This window comes from Periweissella cryptocerci, from assembly GCF_004358325.1.
Taxonomy (GTDB): Bacteria; Bacillota; Bacilli; order Lactobacillales; family Lactobacillaceae; genus Periweissella; species Periweissella cryptocerci.
In genome coordinates, this window is record NZ_CP037940.1 from 1,202,673 (window position 1) to 1,220,263 (window position 17,591).

Here is a 17,591-nt window from a genome sequence, read left to right on the forward strand (position 1 = left end):
ATTTCTACATTTTACAAAACACATTCCTGTAAGTTTTATCATGTTCTTATGAAAATAAATTAGCTAAAATTGCGTGCTTGTTAAAAGCCAGCGGTGTTGTACTTGGAAAATACATGAACATTCTTACCACGTACACAACCGCAAATAGACTCATTGTCCAATAAAAGCCCTTTAAGCTAAGCAAGAATTGCGATATTGCAATGCGTCTGAATATAATTGCAAACAAGAATAAAATCGCCACCCAAAATAATGGATGAAAATAAAACGCACCAACAACATCGCCATGTACTAGGTGTTCAAATGCTCTTGTCATCCCACAACCAGGACACGGAATCCCAAAAACCGCTCTATATATACACATAGCATTATGAGCTAAGCATTGCGGCCCCGACTGCAACTAACCAAATAAGCCAGCCAACAAGACCAATCGCGCCAGTAACGATACCCGTAATTGCTAAACCGGCTGAAGCACCAGCTTGTTTGTCTTTATTCATTCCGACAATGCCAAAAATAAAGCCCAGGATTGAAGGTATTCCAAAACAGAACAAGCCAACAATACCTAATACCATCCCAGCAATTGATAATCCTGATGACTTTGGTCCCTGTGGATTTTGCACGTTAACCGTAACCTGTTGCGGTTGAGCTTGGTTCTGTGATTCTGCCACTGGTTTTTCGGAACTTAATTGTGATTCTATTGATTGCACATTTTCTGTGTTAGCTACTTCTGGTTGTACGTCTACGTCTGATTCAACTGAATTTAATGGGTCTTTGTCCACGATAGATTCCTCATTTCTTTAAATTTTATATACCATTACGCATATATGTAATTACAAATCCATAAGTTAATTCTATCTAATATATTATTAGCTGCCTACTAATAGCTCTTACATTCACATAATCTTCTAACTCCAATTCTCTTGCTCATGAAAAAAGCTTTTCCTACTAATAAATAATAGAAAAAGCCTAATATATGATTGTTTTTTTGATTATACTCCGCTTACATTTTGTTGCATCCTTAGAATTTAACCATTTCAAAAGTTATTTTTTGAGCTGGTTTTAAAATAACTGTCTTTGCCGCTGCCGTGGCTGATTTACCATCAAGTTTATATGTCCAATATAATCCCTTAACTTTATTTTGTTTAATGTTGGCAACTGAAGTTACAAAACCTTTTTCAATCTTTGCATTTAATTTGTCAGTTATTAATTCAGCTAAATTCGTGCCCTTCGCTACTGTATATTTTTTCGTGACGGCCGTTTTTTCATATGGTTTATATGTCAATTCAACTGTAACATCATCCCTAGCTTGCTTTGGCTTAGCGTTCTGCTTGCTTGAACATCCCCCAAGTACTACAAGTACTGCCAATAAAATAGTACCTACCGTAACAATCGTTTTTACATTTTTCTTCATAAAACTAAGTCTCCCGATAAATTATTTGCACATCAAAAAGCAAGCAAATTAGAACAAAAGCCCCATCAGCTTGCTAACTAACATTTACAAATTAAACTTGATCATATGCTTCTTGGAAAAGTTGGACAATTTCGGCTTTCGTCGCCTTACGAGGATTGGAAAATGCATTTCCATCCTTCAAGGCATTTTCGGCCATCAGTTCAAAGTCTTCAGGTTTGGCACCAATATCCTTGATTGAACGTGGGATACCAACATCAATCGACATTTGGCGCATCGCTTTGATTGCTACTTCCGCTGCATCGCGAGTTGACAAGCCATCAATATTTTCACCCATGGCAACAGCTAATTCGGCAAAGCGTTCTGGCGCAGCGATGATGTTAAATTTTTCAACAATTGGCAACAGCAATGCACAACATACACCATGTGGCGCATCGTATTGACCACCTAATTGATGGGCCATTGCGTGTACATAACCCAAATCAGCATTATTGAAGGCCATTCCGGCTAACATTTCAGCTTCGACCATTTTCGTCCGCGCTTCCAGATTATGTCCATTGGCAACTGCTTCCCGCAAACTTTCCTCAATTAATTTAATTGCTTGTAAACATTGACCATCTGTAATTGCATTACGATTAGTTGATACGTAAGGTTCAATTGCTTGCACAAATGCATCCATCCCAGTTGCAGCAGTTAAACCTTGTGGTACGTCCAGCATCAGCATGGGGTCATTAAATGAGACCAATGGAATATTACGCCATGAAACAACGACGAACTTCAAATGCGTTTCTTCATTGGTAATTACAGCGTGCCGGGTCAATTCGGAACCAGTACCGGCAGTGGTATTGATAGCAATCAATGGAGGTAAAGCATTCGCCAAAGTCTCAATTCCAGCAAGAACTGTAATATCATCACCATTGGTCAAAATAATACCCAGACCTTTACCCGTATCATGGGCAGATCCACCCCCAACTGTGATAATACTGTCACAATTTTCAGCCAAATATTGAGTCTTAGCAGCCTCAATATTACGGACTTTGGGATTAGGTTCAACCCCATTAAAGATTGAAAAATCGACGCCAGCCTCTTTAAGTGATGCAACAGCCTGTTCAACAGCGCCATCAGGCAATGTTTCTAAGAATGAATCGGTCACAATCAAGGGCTTTTTCATGCCAAGCATTTTGGCACGATCCCCAACTTTTGCAACAACCCCTGGTCCAAAAAAGTTAACACTAGGCATTAAAAAATCAAAATTTGTTTTCATTATTTCTCCCTTTTTCTGATAAAAGTTAATTATTATTTAAATCACTCATACTATTTTGAATAAACCAGCCGCTAAAATACCACCCACAATTGGGCCAACCATTGGAATCCAAGCATATGCCCAATTCGTTGCGCCTCGGTGTGGTACTGGTAGTATTGTATAAGCTAGTCGTGGACCCCAGTCACGGGCAGGATTAATCGCATACCCTGTCGTTGTGCCTAAGCTCATCCCAATTGCTAAAATCACAAAGCCAACTACTAGTGGCTTTAATCCCGCCGCAAAATCGCCTAGACTGAGCAACACAAAGATAAACGTAAATGTCGCTATCACTTCACTTAAGAAGTTAAAAAGCGTATTTTTAATTGCCGGTCCAGTTGCAAAAATCCCGACTGAGTTACCATCTGCTTCATTTTTACTTACTTTGAAGTGTGGATAAAATTGAACAATGACCAAGCCAGCTCCCACAAATGCACCGAAAAATTGGCCAATGAGATATGGCAATACTTGATTCCACGGAAACATTCCAAATAGCGCAAACGAAATTGTCACCGCTGGGTTAAGGTGTGCATTCGAGCCAAGATGACCAGCGACGTACACACCCATGGTTACCGCCATCCCCCAGCCAAACGAAATTAGGAGCCAATCGCCATTGTTATTTGCAAATGTTCCTTTTAATTTAACCCCGGCATTAATGCCTGCCCCTAAGATAATCAATATCATTGTTCCTAGAAATTCGCCTAAAAAACTTTCCATCGCTTCCTCCAATGATTGAGTTATTCACAAATGTTTTGAAGCACAAGTAAACTCCCCATTATCAGTGCTATCTTATCCGCTAATTTAATCGCTAATTATTCAAGCAATGCCGCAACCGCTTCTGAAATAGCTTGATCCTCTGATACGGCCCCACCACTAACTCCAACTGCACCAAATATGCGACCATCCATTCTCAGTGGAATCCCGCCAGCAAATGAAACTAACTTACCATCAAGCATCGTTTCCATTTGATATAAATCCTTCCCTGGTTGGATTAAGTTGCTGATTTCCTTGGTTTGTGATTTCATAGCAATTGCTGACCACGCTTTTTTCTCAGCAAGTGTTGAACTGACCAAATTTGCTTCTGGCATATGGTACAGCATTTGCGTAGTTGCAGCCGCATCAACAATCGAAATTGTCACTGCCGTACCTAATTTATTGGCCTTAGCAACACCCGCGTGAATTGCTTTTTCTAAATTATTAATTTCAAAATATTTTTCAAAATCCAAGTTCATTATTCTTCCCCATTTCCAATTGCATCATTATATTGTTTTACGATTTGATCAACTTCATCATCATCAACTTGATAGTTGTCCTCTGATCGTGCCAAAATATAGAGAAAATCAGACAGTCGATTGGCATAGCGTAATAATTCTGGACGGACTTTTGCTTCGTTTGAAAATCGGACTAGTCCACGTTCGGCTCGCCGACACACGGTTCTAGCTACATGCAGTTGAGCACCCGCAAGTGTGACTCCAGGGAGAATGAAGCTATGAATTTCGGGTAACATTGCCGTATATTCATCAATAATTGACTCCAATTCAGTAGTATCCATTTCGCTAATCACTTGGCTTGCCGCATAAAATTTTGTGGGGTCTTCCGTTGCAATTTCCCCACCAACTAAAAACAGCTTGTTTTGAATTTTTTTCAACAGGTCCTTATTTCTAGGCACTTTACAAAATTTTTCAGCAAAACTAATTTGCGCGTTACATTCATCAAACGTCCCATATGTTTCGACACGTTCTGAATATTTTGCAACCCGCCCACCATCAAACAACCCGGTCGTCCCTTTATCACCCGTCTTAGTGTAAATACTCATTCAAAGATCACCTCCCTTTTTCAAATTTTTAAAAGGAATACCTTTCACTAGTCGTGCCGCATTAATCCCTAAATTCATTAAACTTTCATTATCATCCACACTAACAATAAACAATGGTTCATTTTCCGGAAATCCTTTAAAATGGAGAATTGCGTGTTTTTCATCAAATGCAATTCCGACACCAAAATGGGAACTAATTGCCGCCTGATATGCACTAGCTATGGTATTTTCACGCACAGTCGGTTCAACTTTAAATGCGACTTGTTCTTCTTCAATACCAAATAATATTTGATTCAAAACTTGCCCTTTGGAATCCGTCGCAACTACAATAACCGGTTTCGCTACCATACTCATACCTCCCGAAATTCGTTGGCATAAGCAATAATTAAGCCCGTTGCAACCGCATTTCGTGGTCCTTTAATTGCCTGGATATTGCCGCTACCAGCTACTAAATTATATTTAGCCAATTCATCAGTAACTAACTGCGGAATTTCAAAATCTAATGCTGAGCCCCCAACGATAACAACAAATGGAATATCACGAATGTTTCCAGTTGGACTAACGTGTTTCAAAGCACGCAAGGCATTGCTAACAAAAACTCGCTTTTTAGCACTTTCACGCACAAATTTAATTTTCTCAATACTCAGTTCACCCGGTACTGGTACGTAACCATCTGGTTTAACAACTACTGTACTAGCAAAAATAGTTGCTGGTAATGCTTTTTCAAAGAATTCGACCGATCCATCTTCATGCCGAATATGAAAAAAGCTTTCAACTTTGGCCAACGGATACTTTTTGATATTTTCTGCTAAATATAAATCATCGAGACCAAGTTCCGAATTAATGATCATTGTGACCATATCTCCGGCACCAGCCAAGTGAATTGCCGCAATTTTGCCACCTTTATTAATTATTGAAGCATCTGTTGAACCCGCACCTAAATCTAAAATAGCCATTGGGGCGGTCGTTCCGGGTGTCGTTAACGCCCCTAAAATAGCGGCTTCGGCTTCGGCACCACCAATTTGAACGGGTACTTTAAACTCAGACTCAATCGCATTTGCAATAATCGACATTTGTAGCCGGTCTGATTTGACCATTGAAGCAATCCCAACTGCTTGTTCCATTGAAAATTCACCGGCTAAGCCACCACGTACACTAATTGGAATTGATATATTAATCGCAAGTAAATCTTGAATGAAAATGTCGACGATTTTCTTGTCGGTCAATTCAGCCATCGTTTGGCGCACCGATTCAAGCATACCGCCAATATTAGTTCCTGCTTCACCAGTTACATTATCAATTCTTGAAAAAGTTGCAATTTCCTGCATTATCTTTTCGGCACCCGCGGAAATACCAATGCGTGAAGTCCGATTATCACCATGAATTTCGAGTGTACCTGCTGGGATTACCCGCGCTTTTACATCGCCTTGGGGTGTCTTAATAACCACTGCCGAGCGATTTCCAATTAGTGCTCGTGCGACGGGCACAACATTTTTTGTTTCCTTAGGACTTAAATTAAAGACCGTCGCAATCCCATAAGGATTTGACAGCTGAACGATCAACCGACCTTTCGCGGCTACTTCAACAGCCGCCAACATATCAACCGGTACTTTATCTAGAAAAGCGACCTCATCAACAATCGGAATTTTTTGATTGATACGGTTAAACAAAAGCACCCCATCATCACCTTGCATGATTGCAGCAGTAATCTTATATCCTTCATCTACTAACGTATTAACTTTTTTCGCCGCTACAGCAAAATCGATCGTTTTGGCTATTAAAACAATATAATCACGTTGTTTATCGGGATAACTTTCCAATTTATTAAGCTCAACTGTATAACCAATGCCTGTACCAATCCCGCCAGGCGTTCGGGGATTGTGACCAATCATTGTTGATTCAGTAATAATCGTCTCCGTGATTGTTTCCATTGCAACATCACCAATAACAGGGGTTGCTTCATTAATTCTGATACTATCAATTGTTGCGATATCAACGTTGGCTTGCTCCAGCACTCTATTGATTGCTTCACGAACCCCGATTACATTTTTGCGGGTCCCTTTAATACCCGTAGTTGGTGCAATTCCAGTATCAATAAAATGAATGTCCCCGTTTGTTTCTATTTCTGCTAATGCAACTTCTGTGGAAGAATTTCCAATATCAACACCAATCACTCTCATTTGGAAACCTCCGATTAGTTATCACCCTTGAGCTTTTTACGCTCTTTATAGAATGCCGCACCTTCACGAACAAAATCTGCCGTGATTGTTGCACCATATTGATTTTCTAGTTCATCGGCCATATCTAAAAGTTCTTGTAAGGTTGAACGATATGGCCGCAATGAACCATACATTGCCAGCAAACGTTCATCTGGAATAACGGTCAATTCTGCTGCCCGTTCCAGATTACTTTGAATGGCTGGGCGGCCAGCATTCTTCGCAATTTCTCCTTGGTTTTTCAAAGTTTCTTTAGTAATCCGTAAATCTTCTGGTTTAATTTTGTCGTTCAAGACATTTTCAAGATTAATTTCATCAAGCGATTTGCCAGTTGGTGATTTAATCAATTCTGGGTGCTTTGAAAACAGAGGGTAATCTTCACGCCCCAATTCATTTACTGTCATTATTTGTTCCTTTCTTATCCCTAATCAAAATCAACTAGAATTTCTTCGGCTGGTTTACCAGCGACAACATACTTAGTTTCTTTGATGTGCATCAATGTCGAAAGTGCTTGATATTGCACCCGTGCCATTTGATCATTCACCGTTGGAACTGGTTCTGGTGATTCTCCTCGGGCATATTTAGCCGCATTATGACCAATTGCACGGTAAGTTTCCACCGTAATGACTGGCGCTTGAGGAAACAACTCTAAATTAGATAACGGCTCAAGATCTTTTTGGTGAATAATAGTTGTTCCTTTTGATTGAATATCCACTGAAATACCAGACCCTGAAAGCTTATTGGCTTCAACACCTACAAATGAAACATCTGCAGTGCGGTAAACCTTAACTACCCGTGCCTTTAAGCCCTCTTCTTCAATCCCTGCGATTACTTGGCGCAAAATTTCTTTATGCGGAATTTTAGTGATATTGGCAGTCATGTGTTCTGCAAACCCTGGCGCAATACCAATAACAACTTCATCAACCGATTTTCCTGGTTGTGCAACCCCTGCATGCTTAAACCAATCCAAGACCAAGGGTTTATCCTCTCCAACCTTTGGCCGATTTTCAGTTACACTTGTTACTTTAGTGTCTACCATAATTACTCAATTCCTTTCAGCTCATCGTTTTTATTGGCTTAAATATCACGTGGATCAATTGCCATTGGAATATCTTTAATCCGTTCCCATTCTTCACCATCTAAACGATAGCCAGTTCCTGGTCCCATGTAATCGTTACTATCATTAATTGCCGAAATAACGTGCCAGTTTTCGTCAAAGATGGCCGAAGTTTGTAAAAAGTCCCCAGTGATACGTTGTTGTAATAAACTCAATACAGCTTGAGCGACATCTTTGAAGCCACCATTATTCAAAACTTTAATAATGTCCAAACCGGTAATGTTACGATCTAAAACTTCTTGTGCCGCTTTTAAATCTTCAACCATGTTCCGTTCTGGCATGTCTTTAGAGGTATTCGCGTAAGTTGCTGCTTCGACTTCTTCATCTGTAATTTTTGGCAATCCCAGTCCTGCGAAGACCGCTTGAATTGCTCGCGCAGCTTTATCCCGAACTTTAATAACAGCTTCTTCGGTTACTGGATGAATCCCACCGTTAACTTTTAAATCACGTTGCATGACGTAGTAATCATCGTAATCCATTGCGTCTGTATTTGATCCAGCAAAAGTATTGTCATAATTAGGTGTTGATGAATATCCTGAAGAGACATAATCAGTCCCAGCTAAGAATTGTCCGAGTAAACGTTCAGTTCGACGCATATCTGAGTGTGAAAACGCTTGGTCATTAGCTGATGCACATTCCAAATCAAGCATCATACAAATCAAATTTTCGCCTAAAACGGAACGGATTCCTGAAGGTACTGATCCTGGGATACCAATACAACTAACCCCACCGTTTTGTAAACCTTGGACCCCTGAAGCTTTGGTTATGAAAATACAACGTGATTCCAGATAAAGCATTGATTTTCCTTCAGCATATCCCATCATCACTTCTGAACCAGAGCCTGAAGTAAAGCGCATCTTCAAGCCACGTGAGGCATAACAGGCAGCTAAGAATCCTTTTGACCAAGGTGTATCATCACCATCAGTAAATACTTGTTCAGTTCCATAAACCGAAATTGTTTCAGCATATGCGGTAAAACCACGCATCCCAAGACTAAGTTCCAGTGCTTCTTCAACTGAACATTGAGTAATAACACCTGGACGACCAGTTTGTGCCCCAACCATGATTGAAATAGCATTTAATGGCGCATAGCGGGCAACTGCTGTCGTTGTTTCTTGTTCTGGAAATCCGCGCAGAGCAGCGTCGGCGGCATCGGCGGCTAATTGCACGGGATTATCACGAATGTTAGTCACGTGGGCTTGAGTTGCTGGTGTCCGACGAGGTCGCATTTTTTGTGTAGCCATCATCATTTCAACAAAGTTCATTTGGCTAACAACTTGAACAGCTTTTGCAGGAGTCATTGAGGTTGTTAACTTACTAATTTCTTCCCGTGAAACATTTGGATCACATAACATATTTGCGATTTTAGTTGAATCCATCGCGATTACCACTTCAGCATTTTCCAGTTGAATACCATGCTTTGCGATATAATGATCAATTAAATCAAAATCTGCAATTGCCTTACCATCTAATTCGGTAACGACACCATTTTCAATTTTGATACTTGGTTTCGGATCAATTGGACCATCAAGTGCAATGAACCCTTCCTCAGGCCACTCTTTAACAAATCCATCTAAGTGAATTGGTCGTTTCTCTAATTCCTCAAATCTTTTTTGGCGTTTCATTAAAATAAACTTCCTTTCTGACTTTAGTATTAAATATCGCTTAACAATTGATAACTCTATTACTCCCTTACACTTGTGTAGTATAGAACAAACTAATGTAATTGTTTTGTCGTGTAAGCGTTTCCTCAAAGTATGAATATTGTGTCATCTAGCTTATAACACCACAATAAATTGATATATTTTTCACAAGAGTTGCGTTTACATAATATATTCATTAAGGTAGACTTACGTTGAGAACACTTTAATGTTTTTTACAGCACTATTTTATGTAATGGGGGAATTTAATATGACTTTTTCAGCAAGTGTCGCCAGTTATCGTCTGTCACTCAACGCGATTATTGAGGATTTCTCAATTGCGACAGGCTTAGTCGCTGAAGTATTAGATGCTGGGGGGCATCCACTTTCAACCTATCTGCCAATCCAATTTTTGACAGATCAATTGCACCATCCTTGTACCACAGAAGAAAATAGTCATAATAATATCGAAAAAAATCATATTGTTACTAATGATGTCATTTACAAAACTGAAATTCGTTCCAAAAGTTGTCCAATTTATAACCAATCAAGCTTAGTGGGTTATATCATCGTCAGTACTAGTGATGATGATATAACAACGAAATTAAATTAGAATCAGCATTTACGCTCTTAAAAAATTCAATGGAACTCTTTTTCCAATCAATTGGCGCATTTGATTCTGCCGAAGCATCTTCAAACAACACGCCTAATCAGAATGCCACCAAGGTAGCTAACAAAAATGAGTTTGAATACTCCGCTGTAAGCGAAATTCACCCTTCAATCCAAAGTGCGATTGATTACGTTGCCGAGCATATTACGGAATCGATTACGCTAGATGAAGTTTCGCAACACGTTTTTCTTTCTAATTATTATTTTAGTAAGCTATTTAAAAAAGAAATGTTTACCACGTTTACCGTCTATGTTAATGATAAAAAGATGCAGCGTGCTAAAGAAATGCTAGTCAATCCTGAAATACCCATTCAACAAATCTCACAACATCTCGGATTTGCTCAAACGAGTTATTTTAGTAAAGTATTTAAGCAACACGCTGAAATGACCCCTTCGGAATTTCGCCAGCATTCATTAGAAGAAAATAGTAATTAGTCGCACTTTGTTACTACTTATGGAGTCCAAACATGCATAACTTACAAAATAAAGATTCAGAACATCATTCTTTTTTAACTATGAAACAACTGACTTTCTTAACTTTTGTAATTGGTATTTGTGAAGTTGGGCGGTTGATTTTTCAGTTCATCCCTAACGTCCAGCCAGTTACTGATATTATTATTCTTACAACTTTAATATTTGGCCTAAGTAACGGCTTGCTCGTTGGTGTGCTTTCAATTGTCGTTTCTAATATTATTTTAGGTATGGGAGTTTGGACTTTAGCACAAATTGGCGCGTATATTTTAATTGTCCTACTTACGTACTTCTTAGCTAAGCCTTGGTTTTTTAAAGCACCAATAATTGTGCGTGCATGCTTTTGTGCAGCCATGGGCTTCTTTTATGGCTTTGTAATTTCAATAATCCAGGCACCAATTTTGGGTATCAATAATTTTTTACCGTATTATATTGCTGGCTTACCGTTTGACTTAATGCACGCGCTTGGTAATGCGGGCTTTTGTCTCATTCTTTCACCAACATTGGTACCTTTACTAAAAAAAATCCACGCACAACTTTTTTAAATTTAACGCACAAAAATAGGAGTAGGTCATCGCAATGCCCTACTCCTATTTTTATATTATTGATTACTTACCACTCACTTCATCAGGCGATACTGTCAAACTACCAGCTTCCCGTTCAATGTGGGAAGTTTTCATTGATTCATTCATCCGCCAATAAACCAGCAAACTAATAAACACGGCACCCGAAACATAATAGAAGAATATATTTTCTAGGTGTGCTTGTTTCAAGAACAAGGCAACATATTCAACCGTCCCACCAAAAATTGCGACAGTCAGTCCATAGGGTAAGCCAACTCCCAGTGCGCGAATTTCCGCCGGGAACAATTCAGCTTTGACAATCGCGTTAATTGAAGTGTAACCCGTAACAATGACTAAGCCCACCATCATCAACAAGAAAGCAATCAGTGGTGACTTGGTGTGTTGCAAGCCAATAAAAATTACTGGTGTCAGTATGGTACCAAGAATACCAAATGTATATAGTAACGGCTTCCGCCCGATGCGATCCGATAGTGCCCCACCTAGTGGTTGCAAGAACAAAAAGATGAGTAAGGCCGCAAAATTAATCGTCGTCACAAGCTGCGGCTTTAGCCCCATTGAGTTAATCATGAATTTTTGCATATACGTTGTGTAGGTATAAAATGCAATCGTGCCACCTAAAGTCATCCCGATGACCGTCAATACTTGGCGCGGATAGCGCAACAATGCTTTAATCGTACCAGCATCTTTTTTCTGATCGGCATCTAAATTTTCAAACGTCGTTGACTCATCCATCGACAACCGTAACCGTAACACGACAAATGCTCCGAGTGCCCCGATTACGAAGGGGATTCGCCAACCATACGCCAACATTTCAGCCTGCGTCAGTAAATTTTGTAATACGATTTGTACTGCTAAAGCAATTAATTGACCACCAACGAGCGTCACATATTGGAAGCTTGAATAAAATCCGCGTTTACCTGCACTAGCCATTTCTGACAAATATGTCGCACTCGTACCATATTCACCACCCAAAGATAACCCTTGGATCAGCCGAGCAATCACCAAAATAATCGGTGCTGCGACGCCAATAGTTTGATAGTTTGGCGTAACCGCAATAATCAATGAGCCACCAGCCATAATGGTAACTGACAAGGTTAATGCATACCGGCGCCCTTTCTTGTCAGCAATGCGTCCCATAATCCAGCTACCCAAAGGTCGCATCAAGAAACCAACTGCAAATACGGCCGCCGTTGCTAGCAGTTGTGAGGTCTGATTTTCACTTGGAAAAAATTGCGTTGAAAAGTAAATAGCGAACGCAGCATACACATACCAGTCATACCACTCAATTAAATTGCCTAGTGAACCTTTAATAATATTTGCCGCAACACGCTTTTGTGACATCATATGTTTCTTCCCCCAAATAGATAAAATTAGATTTCTCTCATGATACCTACTGGGGCGAAATTTGGATATACTTTGTGTCAGTAAAGCTCACATCGCGTCTGTAAATTGTTGGTAAAACGTAGGCTGCCCGTGATGCATTAACGCAATTTCGGTAACAAAAAAATCCCACATTATTTTAATGTGAGACCATTCAGAAGTACGTATTTTGGCTATATTTTTTCTAGTGCGGAATTGTCATTTCTGTATTTTTCAAGTATCGAATTACTGAGGTTCTATTGTCAGTGTTGGTTTTACATGCTACTACGACCCATGGTTGATAACTATTTTTGCTAGTTTGAGCATTATTCCTAACTAGCGGAGTGACGGTAAATTACTTGGCGGGCGCAGCCTTTACACCGCGACTGGGGTGATATGTGTGCAACACATGTCGCCGCTGAGGATGAGCTGAGGAGTCTAGGGAATTTATTCCCATAGAGTCCCAGCTTATCTGAACCTCACAAGACCGCACTTTGGCTTGGGAGGTTGCTTCCAGCGTGGTGCGCCAAGTAATTTACTGGCACGTAGTGGCCAATTTTACTCAATCCCACGTCAGACGAAATTGAGCCCGTATTTTACTTAAAATCAGTGATAATTGGGTTCAAGTAGTTAAATGAGTATTCAAGTCCTTGCTTAACCAACTCATTTGTTTCAGAGAAACGACGGTCTTCATGTTCAATACTGAAGTCACCCTTGTAATCAATTTCTTTCATCACTTGATAGAAAGTGCTCCAGTTGATATCGCCTAAACCAGGAATAACTGGTGTCCAAAAGCCCAAATCTTCTTCGTGTTCACGGTTCAATTTCTTACCGAAAATACCGTATTTGTAAAATTGACTCTTATCAACAATTACGTCCTTGGCGTCGATGTGGAAAATACGGTCTTTGTAATCACGCATTGCTCGCAAAGGATCAATTCCTAACCAAGTCAAGTGTGATGGGTCAAAATTCAAACCAAATGACTTGCTTGGAACGCGGCGGAACATTTCATCCCATAATTCTGGTGAATATGAAATCGTTCCTGGCAAACCATCTTCTTGCCAACCTGGCATTGGGCAGTTTTCAATCATCAATTTAACGTTGTTCTTTTCAGCAATTGCAACTAACTTAGAAAAAATCGCTTCAAATTCATCAAAGTTTTCGACTAATGATTCGTTATGATTTTTACCGATAAAGCACCCAACTAATGGCGTACCTAATTTACCGGCGGCTTCAATAACCGCTACCAAATGGTCAAAATAAGCTTGGCGCGTTGCTTCATCAGGATCAAGCATATTGTCATAGTAAGCTAAACTTGCAAACGTGATTTGGTACTTTTCTTGGTCTGCCTTAATTTTTGCGATGTCGCTATCCGTTAAGTTTTCAACATCAATATCGCTACCAGAATAATCACGCGCATTGTTCCGTGGCCAACATGAAACGTCTAACGTTGTGAAACCAACTTCATGTGCGTAAGCCATTTTTTCTTCTAAGGTCATGTTTTGTAAACAACCTGATAAAAATCCAAATTTCATTTTATTTCTCCTCGTATTCCATAGACTCGGATGCCCGTCCGGCTCCTCGTATTTCATAAACTTCGGATGCCCATCTGGCTCCTTATATTTCATTAACACGGATGCCCAATGGGCTCCAATTTTAATCTACCTAAAACATGTTCGCTAACGTGTTCAGGTTTGTCATCAATACCGCACCAACTACGGCGATTAGCGTTCCAAGTGAAACTAATACCATTTGATACTTGGTTTTGCGTTCGTGCAGGATAAAGACCCCACCAAATGCCCCCATAATGAATCCTAATGAACTCAAAGTAGCTGCGGTTGCTTGCCCCAGATTAGGGTTAGCAATTGAGATGAACAAGGCAATATTACCAATTGCCCAAACTAAACCAGTAATTGCGTTAACAAAAGTAACTTTCGTAACCAATTTTTTCGTTTCACGGGTAATAAACAATACGAACAGCAAGCCACCGATTACCATCCCGATTGATTGTGGGAAAATAATTGTGATCATGTATTGAACACCGTGATCTGCGTTAATAATTTGTGCTGGAATGTGCATCCAGTTTTGCAAGAGTTTTGGTGCAATGAAGTAACCCATAAATCCAAGCGTTGAAAGTGCTAATGGCACCATCCCACTAACTGAGCTACCAGTGCCGCTAACTTGGTTTTGCTTTTCAGCTTTGTCCTTAGTTTGAATCCAGACAGCACCCAACACGATTAAGGCAATCGCAATCAAGCCAATAACCCATTGTTGTACCGCAGTCCATTCACCCAACACGGCTGCCCCAAGTAAGGCGTTACCCACGATTTGGCTTGTCATTGATAATGGCACCGCCCGTGAAACACCCATTGACTTGATCGCCACGAATTGGAATCCTTGACCAACTGTCCATAAAATACCTGAAACCAAACCAATGATGACAATTTGACTGTTCATCGTGTAACCATGTGGCAAGACCCAGAGCAAGTACGTTAATACCCCAAACAATAGTCCACCAAATGTTAGACCTAAAGTTTGTTGTGATGAGTTACCACCAAATTTTGCTGATAAGAGTCCAATTGATCCCCAACATAATGATGGAATCAGTGCAATTAAAATGTCCATTATTTCTATTCCTCACTTAAATGACTGTGTTTTTAGTTAACTTGAATTTTTTGACCTTTTTCATTTGAATCAATGCCGGCAAAAATGGCTTTCATTGAATTCAAAACTGATGCCCCATCGGCAATTGAAGCGCGGTTATTAAGTACTGAATCAACAAATTCATCAATCATGCCTGAACTAGTTTGATTATCATTAGTTTGAATGCGGTCAATTTCGTAATTGATGACTTCGCCACTATTTAAGATAACCTTGAGTGAATATTGCGGATCATCGTAAATCTTCATGATTCCTTTTGAACCATAGATAATTGTGGCATTGTCTTCTTCACCGTAGTAAGTCCAACTAGCCGTTACTGTACCAAGTACACCAGAGTTAAATTCATAGATGCTGATGGCATTATCGTCAACACCAATCAAGTCACCATTGCTATCGCGCTTATCCAGCGTCGTTAACCATGAGAATGCGCTGGTAACTTTGCCACCCAACAAGTAGAGCATCAAGTCCAATTTGTGGACACCTAAGTCAAAGATGGCACCATATTTAGATTTATTTTTATCAAAAAACCAAGTGTTGGCACCAGGATCCACACTCCACGTTTCTGGACCACCATGTCCAAATGTCGTTTTAAATGTCAGGACGTTACCAATTTCATCGCGATCTAACAATTGTTTTGCCACAACGTGTGACTTAGCCAAACGTTGGTTTTGATCAATCATCAACTTCGCATTATTTTTTTCTGCCGCTGCAACCATCCGTTCAGCATCAGCTAAGCTTGTCGCCATTGGCTTTTCACAGAGGACGTCTTTGCCTGCGTTCAACGCTTGAATCGTAATATCAGCGTGTGCATCGTTGGCAACGCAGACACTCACTGCATCAATTTCAGTATTAGCTAGCATTGCCTCAACTGAATTAAACACTTCACCACCAAATTGGGCTGCCATTTCAGCAGAGCGTTCGGCAACAAAATCAAAGTAACCAATGATGTTTACGTTCTTATTTTGTGCGTATTCTGGAATATGCCGAGTTTGTGAAATCTTCCCACAACCAATAATCCCAACATTCAATTTTTTATCTGTCATTCCTAAATCCTCCATGATGTGGTTTCAACTATTAATTCTCAAAGCGTTAATATGTAGTTGAAGCACACTGCTTTTATTTATCTACTCTTATGTTGTATAATAAAACCGCTTACATTTCAATTGTCGTTTCATCCACTGAAATATTTCAGTGATAAAAATCCGCTTAACAGTACATAATTATCAGTATCTGCGGTAGTATTACTGTATGTCCTAAAATAAAACTGAAATATTTCATGCTCATAAATTCACAGGAGAATTGTCACGATGCCGAAAAAACTAAACGCCTATGATATTGCTAAAGTTGCCCACGTATCCCCCGCAACAGTTTCACGCGTGCTCAATCACAAAAATAATGTCAATTTGGTAACCGCCCAAAAGGTTGAAGAAGCAGTTGCCCAACTCGGCTTTGAACGTGAAAAAGATAAATACGCAACTAAAATAATCATGGTCAACATTCCGAATATTTCGAACATTTTCTATGCCAACATTATTGAAGGCATTAACGCCGCAGCCAACGCCAACAACTACCAAGTCATTATCAATCAAACTCAGCTAAGTGATGACAATATTCAAAACTTTTTAGAGTTAGTCAAAAATTTACACGTTTACGGTTTAGTTACGTTGACCGCACTCCCTAATTACGTGCTAAATAAGCTATTAAATATCATCAGAGTTGTGCAATGTAACGAATTTAACCCAGACGTTGACTTGCCCTACGTTTCGATTGATGATTACGCGGCGGCAAAAAACGCCACTAACCAACTAATTAAATCTGGTAAAAAGAACCTATGTATTATTAATGGGCCCAAATCATTTCGCTATTCACGCGAGCGTGAACGGGGCTTCATTGATGCTCTAAAAGAAAATGATTTACCAATCAACCCCGACTGGCTGACTTCAATTCCAGCCGTAAAATATGAAATCGCTTTACCCATTGTTTCTCAACTATTAAGCTCACAAAAGCACCCTGATGCTTTCTTCTGCGCTTCAGACACAATTGGCGCTGCGGTAATCAATTCTACGCACAAATATCATTTGCGCATCCCTGAAGACATCGCGGTCGTTGGCTTTGATAATACTGTCATTTCACAGATATTAACGCCCTCACTGACGACCGTAAGCCAACCCCAATTCCAAATCGGCTATTCCGCTGTTGAAATGCTCAAAACATCTCACCAAGAATCCCCCCACTTGTTGTTGGATACCGAATTTGTTGTTCGGGAATCGATTTAGATTAGGCATACGCGAAAAACGTTATCCACTTCCTTGTTGGGAAATTTGGATAACGTTTTTTGGTGTAACTTGAAATT

The 17,591-nt window shown here is 39.8% G+C and carries 20 protein-coding genes; 4 read left to right on the plus strand and 16 right to left on the minus strand.

Annotated features, from left to right (window positions below):
- Positions 1-46 precede the first annotated feature (46 nt).
- The 12 genes from EQG49_RS14160 to EQG49_RS05505 form a co-directional block, all read right to left on the minus strand.
- Positions 47-361, minus strand: a complete 315-nt coding sequence (locus EQG49_RS14160) for a DUF2752 domain-containing protein (RefSeq protein ID WP_133363021.1) — start codon at positions 359-361, stop codon at positions 47-49.
- Positions 362-365: 4 nt separating this feature from the next.
- The gene (locus EQG49_RS05455) at positions 366-776 is read right to left on the minus strand and encodes a DUF4190 domain-containing protein (protein ID WP_133363022.1); all 411 of its coding nucleotides are present in this window, start codon (positions 774-776) and stop codon (positions 366-368) included.
- Positions 777-1,015: 239 nt separating this feature from the next.
- Positions 1,016-1,408 (minus strand): DUF4430 domain-containing protein, encoded by a 393-nt coding sequence (locus EQG49_RS05460; protein WP_133363023.1) that lies wholly within the window; start codon positions 1,406-1,408, stop codon positions 1,016-1,018.
- Between the two features lie 91 nt (positions 1,409-1,499).
- A complete protein-coding gene (locus EQG49_RS05465; protein ID WP_133363024.1) occupies positions 1,500-2,669 on the minus strand; it encodes an iron-containing alcohol dehydrogenase in 1,170 nt (389 codons plus the stop codon).
- 45 nt (positions 2,670-2,714) lie between these two features.
- Positions 2,715-3,422 carry an MIP/aquaporin family protein gene (locus tag EQG49_RS05470; RefSeq protein WP_133363025.1) on the minus strand — a complete coding sequence of 236 codons (708 nt, stop codon included), beginning with the start codon at positions 3,420-3,422 and terminating at the stop codon, positions 2,715-2,717.
- A 95-nt stretch (positions 3,423-3,517) separates the two neighbouring features.
- A complete protein-coding gene (locus EQG49_RS05475) occupies positions 3,518-3,937 on the minus strand; it encodes a GlcG/HbpS family heme-binding protein (protein ID WP_133363026.1) in 420 nt (139 codons plus the stop codon).
- A complete protein-coding gene (locus EQG49_RS05480; RefSeq protein WP_133363027.1) occupies positions 3,937-4,521 on the minus strand; it encodes a cob(I)yrinic acid a,c-diamide adenosyltransferase in 585 nt (194 codons plus the stop codon). Before EQG49_RS05480 ends, EQG49_RS05475 begins: the two co-directional genes overlap by 1 nt.
- Positions 4,522-4,869 carry a glycerol dehydratase reactivase beta/small subunit family protein gene (locus EQG49_RS05485; RefSeq protein ID WP_165964796.1) on the minus strand — a complete coding sequence of 116 codons (348 nt, stop codon included), beginning with the start codon at positions 4,867-4,869 and terminating at the stop codon, positions 4,522-4,524.
- 2 nt (positions 4,870-4,871) lie between these two features.
- Positions 4,872-6,701 (minus strand): diol dehydratase reactivase subunit alpha, encoded by a 1,830-nt coding sequence (locus tag EQG49_RS05490; protein WP_133363029.1) that lies wholly within the window; start codon positions 6,699-6,701, stop codon positions 4,872-4,874.
- A 14-nt stretch (positions 6,702-6,715) separates the two neighbouring features.
- Positions 6,716-7,141, minus strand: a complete 426-nt coding sequence (locus EQG49_RS05495; protein ID WP_133363030.1) for a diol dehydratase small subunit — start codon at positions 7,139-7,141, stop codon at positions 6,716-6,718.
- Between the two features lie 20 nt (positions 7,142-7,161).
- A complete protein-coding gene (locus EQG49_RS05500; protein WP_133363031.1) occupies positions 7,162-7,776 on the minus strand; it encodes a propanediol/glycerol family dehydratase medium subunit in 615 nt (204 codons plus the stop codon).
- Between the two features lie 38 nt (positions 7,777-7,814).
- A complete protein-coding gene (locus tag EQG49_RS05505) occupies positions 7,815-9,479 on the minus strand; it encodes a propanediol/glycerol family dehydratase large subunit (protein WP_133363032.1) in 1,665 nt (554 codons plus the stop codon).
- 244 nt (positions 9,480-9,723) lie between these two features.
- Here EQG49_RS05505 and EQG49_RS05510 point away from each other — a divergent pair, with 244 nt between their 5' ends.
- The 3 genes from EQG49_RS05510 to EQG49_RS05520 are packed head-to-tail and all read left to right on the plus strand — an operon-like array spanning position 9,724 to position 11,179.
- Positions 9,724-10,107, plus strand: coding sequence for a hypothetical protein (locus tag EQG49_RS05510; protein WP_133363033.1), 384 nt, complete (start codon positions 9,724-9,726; stop codon positions 10,105-10,107).
- 29 nt (positions 10,108-10,136) lie between these two features.
- A complete protein-coding gene (locus EQG49_RS05515) occupies positions 10,137-10,598 on the plus strand; it encodes a helix-turn-helix transcriptional regulator (RefSeq protein ID WP_133363034.1) in 462 nt (153 codons plus the stop codon).
- A 32-nt stretch (positions 10,599-10,630) separates the two neighbouring features.
- Positions 10,631-11,179, plus strand: a complete 549-nt coding sequence (locus EQG49_RS05520) for an ECF transporter S component (RefSeq protein WP_243115755.1) — start codon at positions 10,631-10,633, stop codon at positions 11,177-11,179.
- A gap of 63 nt (positions 11,180-11,242) precedes the next feature.
- On the opposite strand, the gene EQG49_RS05525 is transcribed toward EQG49_RS05520, so the two are convergent.
- From EQG49_RS05525 to EQG49_RS05540, 4 genes are all read right to left on the minus strand, one after another.
- Positions 11,243-12,562 carry an MFS transporter gene (locus tag EQG49_RS05525; RefSeq protein ID WP_207668561.1) on the minus strand — a complete coding sequence of 440 codons (1,320 nt, stop codon included), beginning with the start codon at positions 12,560-12,562 and terminating at the stop codon, positions 11,243-11,245.
- A 611-nt stretch (positions 12,563-13,173) separates the two neighbouring features.
- Positions 13,174-14,112, minus strand: a complete 939-nt coding sequence (locus tag EQG49_RS05530; RefSeq protein WP_133363035.1) for a sugar phosphate isomerase/epimerase family protein — start codon at positions 14,110-14,112, stop codon at positions 13,174-13,176.
- A 130-nt stretch (positions 14,113-14,242) separates the two neighbouring features.
- Complete coding sequence (locus tag EQG49_RS05535) at positions 14,243-15,202, minus strand: GRP family sugar transporter (RefSeq protein ID WP_133363036.1); 960 nt, start codon at positions 15,200-15,202, stop codon at positions 14,243-14,245.
- A 32-nt stretch (positions 15,203-15,234) separates the two neighbouring features.
- Positions 15,235-16,281 (minus strand): Gfo/Idh/MocA family protein, encoded by a 1,047-nt coding sequence (locus EQG49_RS05540; protein ID WP_133363037.1) that lies wholly within the window; start codon positions 16,279-16,281, stop codon positions 15,235-15,237.
- 264 nt (positions 16,282-16,545) lie between these two features.
- Between EQG49_RS05540 and EQG49_RS05545 the strand changes: the two genes are divergently transcribed.
- A complete protein-coding gene (locus tag EQG49_RS05545; RefSeq protein ID WP_133363038.1) occupies positions 16,546-17,514 on the plus strand; it encodes a LacI family DNA-binding transcriptional regulator in 969 nt (322 codons plus the stop codon).
- Positions 17,515-17,591: the final 77 nt, after the last annotated feature.